Genomic DNA, 15,487 nt, shown 5'->3' on the forward strand with positions numbered 1-15,487 from the left:
CCAGTCCCCGCCCGGCGCAGCCCGGCGGGGGAGGGCACTAGCCCTCGCGCAAACGCCGCAAGCCGTCGCGTGCTCTCATCCACGAGTGCGCGGCGGCTTTCGCCGTCCATTGGACCAGGCTGCCCACTGCCCTGAAGGGGGAAGCCAGCATGCGTCCGAGGCGTCCGAGGATCGACGGCGGCAGCCAATCGGCCCGCAGCCGCCGGGACCGCCGGGCGTTTGCGCGCAGGGAGCGCTGAATGGCCGCAATGCGAAGAGCGGTCGATTCCGTCCTGCCGGCGTGGCCCGGGGAGGACTGGCGGGCCGCGGTGGCTGCCGGTGCACTGTCCGTCTCAGGTGAAGCCTCCGGCTGCGGGCGCCCGTACCTCCGTCGTTCGAAATCGGCGGTCAGCGTCATAACGGCCTGGTGACCGGCCTCGTCCATTCCGCCGGCCTGGCCCATCAGGGAGGAGCTGCGCAGCCGGGCGGAGTATGCCCGGGGCGTCTCGCTCGGGTACGGGGACAACCCGTAATCCGTGCCCAGGTCAAGGAGCTCAGACCAGGCCGGAGGAACGGCGTCGTCCGCGGTGGTGCCCGTACTTCTCAAACGTCCCGCCCGCACGCCCATGCGGATCAGCCGGGGGGATGCTGCAACGAGCAAGAGGCCAAGGCCCGCGGCACTCCACAGCAGCCAGGGCAGGAGGTCCGTTCCGCCGGCGTTGCCGCCGCCTGCGCCCGGCACAGGCAGCGGGGTAGCGGTTGGGGTGGGAGCCGGAACGGGGGCGTTGGATGCAAGGAGATCGTCATTGTTGTCCAGGCTTCCGGCACCCGGGGTGAAGGTTTCCGTTGCATATTCCGGGACCACACCGCGTGAGGGGGTGGGTTCGAACGGGACCCAGCCGAGGCCCTGGAAATACAGTTCGGGCCAAGCATGGGCGTCCCGGGCGTCCACTTCAAACTCCGGCAACGTGCCGACACCGACAAGTGGAACGGTGGCCCCCGTCAGCCTGCCCGGGGCGTAGCCCACTGCAATGCGGCTGGGGATGCCTTCCAGCCGGGCCATCACGGCCATGGCTGAGGCGTAGTGGACGCAGTACCCGCTTTTCTGGGACAGGAAATCCGCCAGGACCGAGAGCCCGTTTCCGTCGTAGCCGCCTTGGACGGGGGATTGCAGCGAATAAGTGAACTCAGCCGAGCGGAGGTACTTCTGGATAGCCATCGCCTTGGCGTAGGCAGTGTCGCTGGAAGCTGTCACGGAATCCGCCGTTGTCCTCACAATGTCAGGAACGTTGCCGGGAACCCTCGTGAAGTCATCGGATATTCCCTGGACCTGACCTGATGACTGATCCAGCGCTTGGGCCGTCAGCTTTGGTGCCGAGGAGACCACAATGTACTGCTGGCTCCGGGAATTTGTATCGTTGCCTTTGATGCTGAGGGTGGAAGGATCCCAGGTCCAGCGGCCGCTGAGCCCGCGAATCGATTCGGGTGCATAGGGCACCGGAAGGTAGGGGCTCGTAAAGCTGCCCGTATCCACTGCCGTGACCTGCCGGAGCTGTTCGTCGGCAAGGATCTCGTACCCGGTTTCAAGCTCGTCCGCCACAGGCCGCCGGGACCCGTCCCTGTCGTCCGGGCCCCAGGAGTCGCCGTCGAAATTGTCCACAGTCACTGAGCGGAGGTACAGCGGTGCCGTGGCATTGGTCGCGTAGGTGATCCGCCCGCTGCCGCTGGGAGTGCGCAGGCTATTGCCAAGGGTAATCATGGGATTCAGGCCCGTGGACGTACCCCAGGGGTTCACCCGGGAGCCCTGCGGAAAAGTCCCCTGGTCAAAACCCGGTATGGCGAAGGGAATCAGGATGGTGGCAACAAGGGCAGCCGTCCCCGTCAGCGCGGCCCTTTTGAACTGCCCTGGGTTCCGTGCAGTGTCAGCCGGTATCCGGGCATCAGGGGCGAACCATTGACTGCAGGCCAGAATCAGCAGGTAGCCGGCCACAGTGGCGAGGAAGCCCAAAATGCCCACGCTCTGCGGTTTCACCATCGCCGGAACAACCAGGATGGCCAGGAGTCCCAGCCCCGTGGTGGCCGGCATGCCCAATGGGATCGCAAGGGCGTCGATGAGGATGACCGTCAGCCCCAGGACGGCGCACGTGACCATCACAATCCCGGCGTTGGGCGCCACCGGGGCACTTTCGGCCAGCACCGTCTCGCTGGCACGGCGGATGAAACGGTTTAGCTCCGTTATGGTGTTCCCCGACGGGATGAATCCGGCAATGCTGGAACCCCTGAAGAACGTAAACGTCAGGATGCCGCCCAGTGCCGCGAACCCGCCTGCAGTAACCACCAGTGGCTGGGCTTTGAGGGCACGCAGGGCAGCCAGGGTAATGCACACCACAAAAACCGTGGTCAGCACGGGCGGAAACCAGGCCCAGCCCCTCAGGACGCCGTTGAGCGACAGCGCAGCGCCCGCCACCGAAAAGGCCACCGCCCCCGCCATCGCCCAGGGGTACGCTCCCACCCGGCCACGGCCAGCTGACCCTCCTGCCGCGGGGGGAGGGGATGTTGGTTCGTGCCGTGCTGTGGTCCGTTCCGGTGCAAGCGTCACCGCGCCACCCCCGCACCCCGCCGGACATCTGCAGCAGCAGCGTCCAGCTCTGCTCCGCCAAGGTCAAAGTAACTCCATGCCGTGGCCGCCGATACCGAAGGAGCCACCGCGGCGGCACGCCAGCCGCCCTGCCGCAGCGCCTCCAGGACATCGTCGAATTCTGCAGGCCGCTCGGCAACAATGAGGGCGAAAGAGTTGGCTCCGTATCCTGCAGCGGGCGCCAGTGCTCTGGCTTCTGCCAGGGAGATCCGGCCCAGGACCGCGATGAGCGGGCCACGCATGCGGTGGGCCGACAGCTTGTCCATGAGGTGGTCGTCAAAGGCTGCGGGGCCGGATTCCTGTGGGCCACCGTTGTTGCGCCCTGAAACAGCCTCCGCCTTGCGGCCGGAGTCCCGGCGGACGTGGTGGGGTCCGGAGAGTTGGATGGCAGCGAGGCTTTCGGCAATTGACTGCAGGCCGCTTATGCCGCTGAACTCTTCGGTTTCCGGTTCCGGCGCCGACGGCGACCGGAGAAAGCCGGGATCACCCTTGACGTCAAGCACACGAAGGGCGTAATTGCGTTCAGCCAGATGCGCGCTGACCGACATGGCCATCACCACGGCCCACTCGAACGTGTCGCTGCTGGCCATGTCGCGGCCCTCCGCCGAGGCGTTCCCGCCGAAGCCGGCACCGGTGCCGGAGAAGGTCACATGCCGCTGGTCCAGGATGATGGTGGCCTCCGGAGTGGTCACCGACTCCTCCTGCCGCACCATGAGGGCGCCGTGTCTGGCCGTAGCCGGCCAGTGCACCCGGCGCATAGGGTCGCCGTGGCGGTATTCCCTTGTCATTACGTCATCGTCGCTGGGATTTGCGCGGGTCCGTGTGGCTGTGACGCCGTCGTTGCCCCGTGCGCCGGCCAGCCCGGTGACGGGAAGTTCGACGGCGGCCGGCGTGACGGTGAGGACGTCGCCGTCGTCAATGGCCTGCCGGTGCAGGGAGAGGCCAAACGGGTCGGTGAACTCCGCGGTAACGGGTCCGATCCGGAACTGGCCCCGGTGGGCCGATCGCAGATGGTATTCATACCTGCTGGTTCCGCCGGTGGCCGAGCGTGCCGGGAAGTGGAACGCCGGAGATTCTCCGAACCTGTGGGGAAGCCGCTCCTCCATAATGGCGCGGCCGGTGCCCACCCCGGTCCGCCCCACCGCCAGCCGGACAGTGGTGGGGGCGGAGGTTTCCACCGGCGAAGGATTGAACTCGCGGTAAACCTGGAAACGAGGTTTGACAAGCCTGATTCCGGCGAGGGACACCAGCGGCAGGATAATCAGCAGGACACTCAGGCTCAGAAGATCGCGCCGGCCCATGATTTGGGCTGATACCAGGGAAACAGCGCCGGCAGCCAAAAGCCCCCAGCCGCGCTGGCTGAAGAGATGCCGGGGCAGCCGGTCCAGAATCGCCATGATGTTCCTGCCTAATGATTCCTGCGTGACCCGGAAGCCGAAGGAGTGCCGGCTGCAGTGCGGCCCGGGGCATCGGCCAGGTCCTGGCCCACCGGAAGCCTGGCCAGAATCCCCCGGATGACGCTGTGCGGGGTCTCACCGGCACTGGCAGCCTTACGGTCCAGGATGATCCGATGGGCCAGCACGGATTCAGCGACGTTGATGACGTCGTCAGGGAGCACAAAGTCCCGTCCGTCCAGCGCGGCTGTGGCCTTCGCAGCCCGAAGGAGCTGCAGCATGGACCGCGGGCTGGCGCCCAGCCGGAGCAGCGGGCTCTCACGCGTGGTTCGGCCTACGGACACCGTGTATTCCTTGACGGCCTGGGAAACGTAGACCTGCTGGACAGATGCAATCATCGCCGCCACGTCCGCTGCGGTGACCACGGCTGAGACCTTGGCCAGCGGCGATGTTGCCTGGTGGGTCTCGAGCATTTCGATTTCCGAATCCTTGTCCGGATAGCCCATGGAAATGCGGGCCATAAAACGGTCACGCTGGGCCTCGGGGAGCGGGTAGGTGCCTTCCATCTCGATGGGATTCTGGGTGGCCACCACCATAAAGGGCTCATCCAGCTTGTAGGAGTGGCCATCCACCGTGACCTGGTGTTCCTCCATGCACTCGAGCAGGGCCGACTGGGTCTTCGCTGAGGCGCGGTTAATCTCGTCCCCAATGACGATGTTGGCAAAGACTGCGCCGGGACGGAACTCGAACAGCCGGGAAGACTGGTTGTAGATGGAAACACCAGTCACATCAGAAGGCAGGAGATCCGGAGTGAACTGGATGCGGCTGACCGTGCAGTCGATGGTCCGCGCCAGGGTTTTTGCCAGGAGCGTCTTGCCCACGCCAGGTACGTCTTCCAGGAGCAGGTGCCCCTGCGCGAGCAGGACTGTCAGGGCCAGCTTGGCTGCCTCCGACTTCCCGTCAATCACTGTATTGATTGCGTTCAGGATCCGTTGGCTGGCCACATGGAAGGATGCTGCGTCCATGGGTGCCGTCTTGTGCCCGTTCATGTGGGTGACAGGTTCAGTGACCCCGGCGAAGTTCCGGCCGGCAGGGGAAATTTCATTGACGGCGGTGCGTCGGTGGGATTCCATCGGCAACCTTTCAGCCCGGGTATCACCTGGGACGGGTCAGCAAGCCTGCCTTCGCCCATCGGTGGGCGTTGCATGTTGTTCGTACCAGACTACTAACACAACTGCCGTGCCTGACAGAGAGTTCCGCCGAATTGTGGGGGCTTCCGCCGCAGTTAGGGTAGGGGGATGTGCAATTCGCTGATTCCCGCCGCCTACCGCGGTTCCGGGAGCAACGGTTCAACGGCGGGGGGAGGTTCCGGGAGGCAGGATTTTCCGCCCGCTCCGGAACCATTGCCGGTGCCGGTGATGGACAACCACACGCATTTGGACTTCCCGGACGGTGAGGCGCCGGTGGGGGTTGCCGCTGCGCTGGACGCGGCGGAGGCAGTGGGGGTGCAGGGCGCCGTGCAGGTGGGTTGTGACCTGGCGTCGTCGCGTTTCACGGTGCAGGCCGTTGACCTGGATCCCAGGCTCCTGGGAGCGGTTGCACTCCATCCCAATGACGCCCCCGGCTATGCCCTTCGTGGCGAGCTGGAAGAGGCACTGGCGGAGATTGAACAGCTCGCCAACCATCCGCGCATCCGGGCGATTGGAGAGACCGGCCTTGATTTCTTCCGGACCAAGGGGGAGGGGCTGGCTCACCAGCGCTATTCCTTCCGCCGCCACATTGACATCGCGAAGCGCCTGGACCTGACGCTCCAAATCCATGACCGGGATGCCCACGACGACGTTGTGCAGGTCCTGCGGGAAGAGGGGGCTCCGGAGCGGGTGGTGTTCCATTGCTTCTCCGGAGACGAGGAACTCGCCAGGATCTGCAATGAGGCCGGATGGAGCATGTCCTTCGCAGGTACGCTCACCTTCAGAAACGCAGTCAACCTTCGCGCTGCGTTGGCAGTGGCCGATCCGGACTTGGTGCTGGTTGAAACGGATGCGCCTTTCCTGACGCCCCATCCGCACCGCGGCCGGCCCAACGCCAGTTACATGGTGCCGTACACCGTCCGGGCGATGGCGGAATTGACAGGAACGGACCTCGCCAACCTGTGCGGCCGAATCAGCGAAAATACCCTGCGGGCATACGGATCCTGGGCGTGAGCCACCGCCTTCCCTTCCTGCGTCCGCGCATACCTGGTATGTAGAATTCTTGGCCGCTTTATAACGCTACGGTTACAGTGGGAAACATTAGCCGGGGTCGGGGAAGGCCTTCGGATAATTTCACTTCTTTCGCAGCAGGACCGTGCAGGGCTCTGATCCCGCACGCCTGTCGCCGGAAGTGTGGCGGCGCAAAGGTGCCCGGAGCTGCCCCCAGGGCATTTGCGCCGGGCATTTCATTGTGTTTTTCCCCGTGCCCGGACGGTCCTAAAGTTACGGGCAATCGTGGTCAAGATCTTCACATCCTCGGACGGTAAGCTCAGCTTCCTCAAGGTTGGCACCCAATTGGTGGTGCTTTGCGCTCTGGTTCTCGGCCTCGTTGCCTTCGTTGGCAATAACAAAACCATCACGCTGAACGTCGACGGAAAAGCAACTTCGGTTCAGACCTTCGGCGGCACCGTGGGCCAGGTGGTCAAAAGTGCAAAACTGGATCTGAAGCCCGCCGACCGGGTCTCGCCGTCCCTTGATGCGACCGTGGACAACGGCACCGTCATCAACGTCAATATGGCCAAGGCCGTCAAGGTCAGCCTTGACGGTGCTGAGAAGACAGTCAACACCACGGCGCAGGATGTCGGCGGTCTCGTGACGGAACTCGGCGTGGCCAGCGCTTCATCCGTCTCCGTTCCCAAGGACGCCCAGCTGAGCGTTGACGGCTCATTCGTCTCCATCACGACGCCGAAAACGGTCAGTATCGTCGCGGACGGCAACGTGTCCACGGCAACCACGACTGCCGCTACCGTTGCCCAGGTCCTTGAGGATGCAGGCCTGACACTCGGCGTCAACGATCGCACGTCCCAGCCTGGTAATGCCCATGTGGTCAACAACATGGTGGTCAAGGTATCCCGCGTGGACACCGGCAAGACTGACGCCACCACCGAACCCGTTCCGTTCGAGACCCTGACCAGCGAAAGCGCTGAGCTGTTCAAGGGCGACAAAGAAGTCACCCAGGCGGGCGCGGCAGGAAAAGTCGACAAGACCTTCAAGCTGGTGCTGGTGGATGGACGAGAAGCATCCCGCACCCTTGTCTCTGAAACTGTTTCACTCCAGCCGGTCACCGAAAAAGTTACGGTAGGGACCAAGCCAAAGCCCGTCGCGGCGGCTCCTGCCGCTACAAACACCGGAGCTGCAGCGCCGGCCATGATGAACGAGGCCATGTGGGACAAGATCGCCCAGTGTGAGTCCGGCGGACGCTGGTCTATCAACACGGGCAACGGATACTACGGCGGCCTGCAGTTTTCCATCCCCACTTGGCTTGCCAACGGTGGAGGAACCTATGGCCCCAATGCCAGCGTTGCCACCAAGGCGCAGCAGATAGACATCGCCAACAGGCTTTTCGCAAAGAACGGCCTCCGGGACTGGGGCTGTGCCTGGGCAGCGAGCAGCTAGGCACCCACCAGCCTCGTCGGCAGCTGACCACAGCCGATAGGCAATGACCCGTACAGTGGCCGGACCCGGATATCCGGGTCCGGCCGCTGCCGTTAACTCCGAAACATTCCGAAACCTGGCACCGGGAACACGAATAGCCGGGCAAAGCCGGCGGGATAGGATACCTAGGTGACTGAACCAACCTCCGCCGCGCCCGCACCTCTCTTCGGTGCCTCCGATATACGCCGGCTGGCGGAAGAGATCGGCATCCGGCCCACCAAGACACTGGGCCAGAACTTCGTTATTGATGGCAACACGATCCGCAGGATCGTCAGTGTGGCCAACATCGGCGCGGATGAGACCGTGCTGGAAGTGGGCCCCGGCCTCGGATCACTCACTCTTGGACTGCTGGACGCGGCGAAGGCAGTTGTCGCCGTCGAAATTGACCCTGTCCTGGCGGCCAAGCTGCCGGAAACTGTGAACGAATGGCGGCCGGAGGCCGCGGGGGACTTTTACCTCGTCCAGGCCGACGCCATGAAAGTGACAGCCCTGCCCGTTGAGCCGACGGCGATTGTGGCGAACCTTCCCTATAACGTTGCCGTACCCGTGGTGCTGCACCTGCTCCAGCACTTCCCCAGCCTCCAGCACGGCCTGGTCATGGTCCAGGATGAAGTGGCTGACAGGCTCGCGGCGGGCCCTGGTTCCAAGACCTACGGTGTGCCGTCGGTGAAGGCCGCGTGGTACAGCAGCATGCGCAAAGCCGGAGTCATCGGGATGAATGTCTTCTGGCCGGCACCCAAGATCCACTCCGGACTGGTCGCCTTCACCAGGCGGCAGCCACCTGTCACCACGGCCACCCGTGAACAGGTTTTCGCCGTGATTGACGCGGCGTTCGCACAGCGCCGCAAAACCCTGCGTGCCGCCCTCGCCGGATGGGCCGGGGGTGCCGCTGAAGCCGAACGCTGCCTGCTCGCCGCGGGAGTGGATCCAACCGCCCGCGGGGAAGTCATTGACGTAACAGCCTTCGCCAGGATTGCCGAAGCCCGCGAGGCCGCAGCATGAACGCTCCCCTGGGGCGGTTCGCGGCGCGGACGGTCCGGGTAAAGGCGCCCGGCAAGGTCAACGTTTCCCTCGATGTGGGCCCCCTCCGGCCCGACGGCTACCATTCCGTGGCCAGCGTGTACCTGGCTGTCTCGCTCTACGAGGAAGTGGCAGCCACCAGCACGGAGACGCCCGGCATTACGGTCAGCATCAGCCCGGCCAGCACCTTGGATCTTGACGGCATTGACATTCCGCTGGATGAACGAAATCTTGCCTATAAAGCAGCGACCATTATGGCCGATGTCAGCGAGCACTCCACCGGCGTGCATCTTGAGATCACGAAACGGGTTCCCGTGGCCGGCGGCATGGGCGGCGGCTCCGCTGACGCGGCGGCCACCCTCCTTGCCTGTGATGCGCTGTGGAACAGCGGCCTGTCCCGGGATGAGCTGGCGCAGCTCGCCGCCGAACTCGGAGCCGATGTCCCTTTTTCCCTGCTTGGCGGAACCGCCGTTGGGCTGGGTATAGGAGATGAGCTCTCACCCGCACTGGCCAAAGCCCAGACGGACTGGGTGCTCGTTACGGCTGACTATGGGCTGCCAACGCCCAAGGTCTATGACACCCTGGACAGGCTCCGGGACGCGGAGGGCATTGACGCCGAGGAACCCACAGCGGTGGATCCCAAGATCCTCACAGCGCTGCGCAGCGGCGACGCTGATGCCCTGAGCCGTGTCCTGCTGAACGATCTGCAGCGGGCTTCCATTGAACTTGCCCCTGCACTCCGGGATACGCTGGGAATCGGCGAGTCACATGGAGCCATTGCCGGCATCGTCTCCGGATCGGGTCCTACGGTGGCCCTGTTAACGCATAGTCCCGCGGCGGCCGAAAGCCTTGCTGAGGACCTCCAGCATTACGGCCTGAGGGCCATCGCCGTCCATGGGCCGGTACATGGTGCACGGATCATCTCCGATACCCTCCTTTAAGACCCCCGTTCCCATCAGCAGCAGAAAGCAGTTCCCTTGGCACACCTTCTTGGCGGCGAAAACCTGACGGTTTCGTACGCAACGCGCACCGTCCTGGACGGCGTCACCCTTGGACTTGAGGAAGGTGACCGCATCGGAATGGTGGGCCGGAACGGTGACGGCAAATCAACCCTCATGCGGCTGCTGTCCCTGCGCGCCACTCCGGATACAGGCCGGGTGACCAAACGCGGTGACGTCAATGTGGGCTACCTCGACCAGAGCGATGTCCTCGACGGCGACCTGACCGTTGGTGCCGCCATCGTCGGTGACCAGGCAGACTATGAATGGGCACGCAACCCGCAGATCCGCGAGGTGATGGGCGGACTCGTTTCCGACGTCGACTGGCACGCCAATGTGCACGCATTGTCCGGCGGCCAGAAGAGGCGTGTGGCACTCGCGAAGCTCCTGATAGAGGACCACGACGTCATCATGCTCGATGAGCCCACCAACCACCTCGACGTCGAAGGCGTGGCCTGGCTGTCACGCCACCTCAAAACCCGCTGGCGGGCAAACCAGGGAGCCTTCCTGGTGGTCACCCACGACCGCTGGTTCCTGGACGAAGTGTGCACCAAGACCTGGGAGGTCCACGACGGGATCGTGGACCCGTTCGACGGCGGATATGCAGCGTACGTCCTGGCCCGCGCCGAGCGCGACCGCTCCGCTTCGGTAATGGAAAGCAAGCGCCAGCAGCTGGTCAAGAAGGAACTCGCATGGCTGCGCCGCGGCGCCCCGGCCCGCACCGCCAAGCCCAAGTTCCGGATCGAGGCGGCCAACGCCCTGATCGCCGACGTCCCGGAGCCCCGCGACTCAACGGCACTGAGCAAAATGGCCACCGCCCGCCTGGGCAAGGACGTCCTGGACCTTGAGAACGTAACGCTGGACTTCCTCGGCGGCGAAGAAGGGCAGAAACTCTTCGACAACATCACCCTGCGTCTTGCGCCGGGCGAACGCCTGGGCCTGGTAGGCGTCAACGGCGCCGGCAAAACCACCCTGCTGAAGCTGCTCAACGGACAGATCGAGCCGACGTCGGGCAAGCTGAAGCGCGGTAAGACAGTGGTCACCGCCGTGCTCACCCAGGAAGTCAAGGAGCTCGACGACGTCTCGGACCTGCGGGTCATTGAAGTGATCGAGCGGGAGAAGCGTTCCTTCAACGTGGGCGGCAAGGAGTTCACCGCCGGCCAGCTGGTGGAACAGCTCGGCTTCACGAACGAGAAGCAGTGGACCCCCGTTAGGGACCTTTCCGGCGGTGAACGCCGCCGCCTCCAGCTCCTGCGGCTGTTGGTAGGGGAGCCGAACGTGCTGATGCTCGATGAGCCCACCAACGACCTCGACACCGACACCCTGGCCGCCGTCGAGGATGTCCTGGACGGATGGCCGGGCACCCTTGTGGTGGTCAGCCACGACCGTTACCTGCTGGAGCGCGTGACAGACCACCAGATGGCGCTGCTGGGCGACGGTAAGATCCGCGCCCTTCCGCGCGGCGTGGACCAGTACCTGGAACTCCGCGAATCCGCGCTGGCCGGCTCCACCATCACCGGCGGCGGCAACCCCGTCACCGGACCGAGCGGCGCCTCGGCTCCCGCTGCATCCGGATCCTCCGAAGCCGAAAAACGCGACGCCCGCAAAGCCAAGAACCGGATCGAGCGCCAGATGGGCAAGCTCGAGCAGCAGGAAAAGAAGCTTCACGACCAGATGGTCAAAAGCACCAACGAGAACGACTTCGACGCCCTGGCCGAACAAAACAAGAAACTCAAGGACCTGGCCGGCGAACGCGAAGCCCTCGAACTCGAATGGCTCGAAGCCCTGGAAGTCCTCGGCGAGTAGCCCTTCCGTCTGCTGGCTCCCGGCTGGCTGGGTGCCGCAGCCGGCCCTTCGGCGTCCGTGCGGGTTGGGTGCCGGAGCCTGCCCTTCCGCGTCGCTTAGACACGGAGCATAGGGGCCACTCCGGTCGCTGGGCGACCTCCGCGTCCCGACGCCCCGCGATGCGCTCCTTTCGGAAGGACTGCCTCCGGCGACGGTGCGTCACCTCCGAAGGGCCGACTGCTAACAAAGCAACTGACCTCCCGGCGTGGAACACAAGGCACGCGCCCGGAACCTTCGACAGGGGGTACTCGTGGAGGGCGCCCGCGTGTAGGTGCAGGCTATGGCGGCGCGCTCTAGAACTGCCAGCGGAACCTTCGGCACTAGCGGAGCGGGGGGCCTTCGCGTAGGAGCGCATCGCGGGCCATCGGGCGAATAAGGTCGCTCAGCGACCGTTTTGCCCCCATGGCTCGTGTCTAAGCGACGGCGAAGGGCCACCGCGCCGCGAACCCCGCCACTGCCGACGGCGAAGGGCCACCGCGCCGCGAACCCGGCAACGGCAACGATCAGCCTTCGGACTTGAGCTCTGGGTCCTTTTTCAGGCCGGTCAGGCCGTTCCAGGCCAGGTTCACGAGATGGGCGGCCACCGTGTGTTTGTCCGGCTCGCGGCTGTCCTGCCACCATTGGCCGGTCATTGCGACCATGCCAACCAGCATCTGGGCGTACATGGCACCGTCTTCGGCGCTGAAGCCGCGCCGATGGAACTCGTCGGAGAGGATGTGCTCCACGCGGGTTGTGACATGTGACAAGAGTGTTGAAAAGGCACCCTCGGGCTGGGACGGGGGAGCGTCGCGCATGAGGATCCGGAAACCGTCGGTGCGGTCCTCGATGTAGGTGAGCAGGGCAAGGGCAGCGCGCTCCACCAGGACACGTGGCTTGCCCTCCTCCGTTAAGGCGCTGTTGATGGAGTCCAGGAGGATGTGGAACTCAAAGTCCACCACCTCGGTGTACAGGCCCTCCTTTGAGCCGAAGTGTTCATAAATCACCGGCTTGGAGACGCCCGCACAGGCCGCGATTTCCTCGATGGTGGTTCCGTCGAGCCCGCGGGTCGCGAAGAGGCCACGTCCCACCTCGATCAGCTGGCTGCGCCGCTGCAGGCCTGTCATGCGTATCCGGGTAGGGCTGTTGCTCACATTTCCATCATGCCCTACTCCCTGTGGAGCCCAAGAAGGGCGGGCTGAAACTGCCTGCCGGCCGGCCTGTGTCGCTTCCAACCCTGAACCCATGGCAAAATAAATACTTGTGCCCGGGCCTCGCGCCGGTGGCATGGTCCGCTCTGGTGTAATGGCAGCACCCCGGCCTTTGGAGCCGTGGAGTATAGGTTCGAATCCTATGGGCGGAACTGCTGTGCGATGAGCGTCCAGTAGGATGAATGCGGTGCCGCGCCGGGCTGTTGGTCCGAACGGCACCCAGCCCAGCGCAATGCGCAACCGAGCAAGGAGAGCCCGTACGTGATCCCCGAGACCACCGGCCCAGCTGCCGTCATTGTTCTTGCAGCAGGCGCCGGTACCCGGATGAAATCCCGTACCCCTAAGATCCTCCACGAGATCGGCGGCCGCTCCATGGTGGGGCATGCCTTGCTGGCAGCCCGCAGCATCAATCCGCAGCAACTGGCGCTCGTGGTGCGGCATGAACGCGACCTGGTGGCCAAGCACCTGGGCGAACTGGACGCCGACGCCATCATCGTGGACCAGGATGAGGTGCCCGGTACTGGCCGCGCCGTGGAGGTTGCCCTTCACGCCCTGGACGCCCAAAAGCCCCTCACCGGAACGGTTGTGGTGACCTACGGCGATGTTCCGCTGCTCACGGGAAGCCTGCTGGCCGAACTTGTGGCCACGCATCAACGGGAAGCCAACGCAGTTACAGTCCTCACTGCGCTGCTCGACGACGCCAGCGGCTACGGGCGGATCCTTCGCGGCGACGACGGGACCGTGACCGGCATCCGGGAGCATAAGGACGCATCGGAGGCTGAACACCTCATCCGCGAGGTCAATTCCGGAATCTACGCTTTCGACGCCGGTTTCCTCCGCGACGCGCTGGTTCACGTCACCACCAACAACTCCCAGGGCGAGAAGTACCTCACGGACGTGCTGGGTCTGGCACGGGAGGCAGGCGGGCGGGTAGCCGCCGTCCTCACCGAAGACCGCTGGCAGGTTGAAGGAGCCAATGACCGGGTGCAGCTCTCCGCCCTTGGAGCCGAGCTGAACCGCAGGACCGTTGAGGCCTGGATGCGCGCCGGGGTCACCGTTGTTGACCCCGCCACCACCTGGATTGACTCCACGGTGACGCTGGACCAGGACGTCCGTATTCTGCCCAACACCCAGCTGCACGGCAGCACCAGCGTGTCCCGGGACGCCGTCGTCGGCCCCGATACCACCCTGACCGATGTTCACATCGGTGCCGGAGCCACTGTGACACGCACCCACGGTTCCGGTGCCGTCATCGGAGCGAATGCCGCCGTCGGGCCTTTCACGTACCTGCGCCCCGGCACTGTCCTGGGCGAGACAGGGAAGATCGGCGCCTTCTACGAGACCAAGAACGTCACGATCGGCCGCGGCTCCAAACTGTCGCACCTTGGCTACGCCGGCGACGCCGAAATCGGTGAAGACACGAATATCGGCTGCGGCAACATCACGGCCAATTACGACGGCGAGAACAAACACCGCACGGTGATCGGCTCCGGCGTCCGGACGGGTTCCAATACTGTCTTTGTTGCGCCGGTCACTGTGGGGGACGGCGCCTACAGCGGCGCCGGCGCCGTCATCCGAAAAGACGTCCCGGCCGGAGCCCTGGCCGTCTCCGTCGCCCCGCAGCGCAATGCCGAGGGCTGGGTTATCGCCAACCGCCCGGGCAGCCGCTCCGCTGAACTGGCCCAGGCAGCCTCCCCAGATTCCTCCAGTACCCAGGCACCTACAGAAGAGGGCAAGCAACAATGAGCGAAATTACGGCGCGCGGCGAGAAGAAGCTGGTGCTTGCCGCCGGGCGGGCCCACCCCGAGCTTGCGCGGGAGATCGCCAAGGAGCTCGGAACCGAGCTGCTGCCTATTGACGCCTATGACTTTGCTAATGGCGAGATCTACGTCCGTGCCGGCGAAAGCGTCCGCGGCACCGACGCCTTTGTGATCCAGGCCCACCCCGCACCGCTGAACAACCACCTCATGGAACAGCTGATCATGATTGATTCGCTGAAGCGTGCCTCTGCCAAGCGCATCACCGTGGTTTCACCGTTTTACCCTTATGCCCGCCAGGACAAGAAAGGGCGCGGCCGCGAACCGATTTCAGCCCGCCTGGTAGCTGACCTTTACAAGACCGCGGGTGCCGACCGCATCATGAGCGTGGACCTGCACACGTCCCAGATCCAGGGTTTCTTCGACGGCCCGGTGGACCACCTTATGGCCATACCGCTTCTCGCCGATTACATCCGCACGCGCGTGGACGCCGAAAACATCACTGTAGTATCTCCGGATACCGGCCGGGTCCGTGTGGCGGAGCAGTGGGCAGAGCGCCTGGGCGGGGCGCCGCTTGCGTTTGTGCACAAGAGCCGTGACCTGACAGTGCCCAACCAGGCCATTTCGAAGACCGTGGTGGGCCAGATCGAAGGACGCACCTGTGTCCTCATTGATGACATGATCGACACCGGCGGAACCATTTCAGGCGCGGTCCAGGTACTCAAGAACGCCGGCGCCAAGGATGTCATCATCGCCGCCACCCACGCCGTATTCTCAGACCCTGCCGCGCAGCGGCTCGCTGAATCAGGCGCCCGCGAAGTTGTGGTCACCAACACGCTGCCCATCACTTCCTCCCAGCAGTTCCGGCAGCTGACGGTGCTTTCGATCGCACCGTTGATCGCCCGCGCCATCCGCGAAGTGTTCGACGACGGCTCCGTCACCAGCCTGTTTGACGGCAACGCCTAACGGCGTTGCCTGCGATG

General features: G+C 64.6%; 11 protein-coding genes and 1 tRNA gene. 8 read left to right on the forward strand and 4 right to left on the reverse strand.

Annotation, left to right across the window (positions count from 1 at the left end; translation table 11 throughout):
- Positions 1-37 precede the first annotated feature (37 nt).
- The 3 genes from M1E17_RS06900 to M1E17_RS06910 are packed head-to-tail and all read right to left on the reverse strand — an operon-like array spanning position 38 to position 5,144.
- The gene (locus tag M1E17_RS06900) at positions 38-2,578 is read right to left on the reverse strand and encodes a transglutaminase TgpA family protein (protein ID WP_457966359.1); all 2,541 of its coding nucleotides are present in this window, start codon (positions 2,576-2,578) and stop codon (positions 38-40) included.
- Positions 2,575-4,014 carry a DUF58 domain-containing protein gene (locus M1E17_RS06905; protein WP_457966361.1) on the reverse strand — a complete coding sequence of 480 codons (1,440 nt, stop codon included), beginning with the start codon at positions 4,012-4,014 and terminating at the stop codon, positions 2,575-2,577. Before M1E17_RS06905 ends, M1E17_RS06900 begins: the two co-directional genes overlap by 4 nt.
- Before the next feature lie 11 nt (positions 4,015-4,025).
- Positions 4,026-5,144 (reverse strand): AAA family ATPase, encoded by a 1,119-nt coding sequence (locus M1E17_RS06910; protein WP_457966362.1) that lies wholly within the window; start codon positions 5,142-5,144, stop codon positions 4,026-4,028.
- A gap of 165 nt (positions 5,145-5,309) precedes the next feature.
- Here M1E17_RS06910 and M1E17_RS06915 point away from each other — a divergent pair, with 165 nt between their 5' ends.
- The 5 genes from M1E17_RS06915 (at position 5,310) to M1E17_RS06935 (ending at position 11,521) form a co-directional block, all read left to right on the forward strand.
- A complete protein-coding gene (locus M1E17_RS06915; protein WP_457966363.1) occupies positions 5,310-6,215 on the forward strand; it encodes a TatD family hydrolase in 906 nt (301 codons plus the stop codon).
- 282 nt (positions 6,216-6,497) lie between these two features.
- On the forward strand, positions 6,498-7,658 hold the full coding sequence (locus M1E17_RS06920; protein ID WP_457966365.1) for a ubiquitin-like domain-containing protein: 1,161 nt from the start codon (positions 6,498-6,500) through the stop codon (positions 7,656-7,658).
- A gap of 168 nt (positions 7,659-7,826) precedes the next feature.
- Positions 7,827-8,699 carry a 16S rRNA (adenine(1518)-N(6)/adenine(1519)-N(6))-dimethyltransferase RsmA gene (gene rsmA / locus M1E17_RS06925; protein ID WP_457966366.1) on the forward strand — a complete coding sequence of 291 codons (873 nt, stop codon included), beginning with the start codon at positions 7,827-7,829 and terminating at the stop codon, positions 8,697-8,699.
- A complete protein-coding gene (locus tag M1E17_RS06930) occupies positions 8,696-9,658 on the forward strand; it encodes a 4-(cytidine 5'-diphospho)-2-C-methyl-D-erythritol kinase (protein ID WP_457966367.1) in 963 nt (320 codons plus the stop codon). Before rsmA ends, M1E17_RS06930 begins: the two co-directional genes overlap by 4 nt.
- A gap of 36 nt (positions 9,659-9,694) precedes the next feature.
- Complete coding sequence (locus M1E17_RS06935) at positions 9,695-11,521, forward strand: ABC-F family ATP-binding cassette domain-containing protein (protein WP_457966368.1); 1,827 nt, start codon at positions 9,695-9,697, stop codon at positions 11,519-11,521.
- Positions 11,522-12,063: 542 nt separating this feature from the next.
- On the opposite strand, the gene M1E17_RS06940 is transcribed toward M1E17_RS06935, so the two are convergent.
- Positions 12,064-12,690 carry a TetR/AcrR family transcriptional regulator gene (locus M1E17_RS06940; protein WP_457966370.1) on the reverse strand — a complete coding sequence of 209 codons (627 nt, stop codon included), beginning with the start codon at positions 12,688-12,690 and terminating at the stop codon, positions 12,064-12,066.
- A gap of 137 nt (positions 12,691-12,827) precedes the next feature.
- On the opposite strand from M1E17_RS06940, the gene M1E17_RS06945 reads away from it, so the two are divergent.
- The 3 genes from M1E17_RS06945 to M1E17_RS06955 all read left to right on the forward strand — a co-directional run bounded on the left by M1E17_RS06945 (position 12,828) and on the right by M1E17_RS06955 (position 15,470).
- Positions 12,828-12,899, forward strand: a tRNA-Gln gene (locus M1E17_RS06945).
- A gap of 109 nt (positions 12,900-13,008) precedes the next feature.
- Positions 13,009-14,493: a bifunctional UDP-N-acetylglucosamine diphosphorylase/glucosamine-1-phosphate N-acetyltransferase GlmU gene (gene glmU, locus M1E17_RS06950; RefSeq protein ID WP_457966372.1), complete on the forward strand. Its 1,485-nt coding sequence runs from the start codon at positions 13,009-13,011 to the stop codon at positions 14,491-14,493.
- Positions 14,490-15,470 carry a ribose-phosphate diphosphokinase gene (locus M1E17_RS06955; RefSeq protein ID WP_457966373.1) on the forward strand — a complete coding sequence of 327 codons (981 nt, stop codon included), beginning with the start codon at positions 14,490-14,492 and terminating at the stop codon, positions 15,468-15,470. The genes glmU and M1E17_RS06955 overlap by 4 nt, the downstream gene beginning before the upstream one ends.
- Positions 15,471-15,487 lie beyond the last annotated feature (17 nt).

The sequence above is a fragment of the Arthrobacter sp. D1-29 genome (assembly GCF_054130585.1).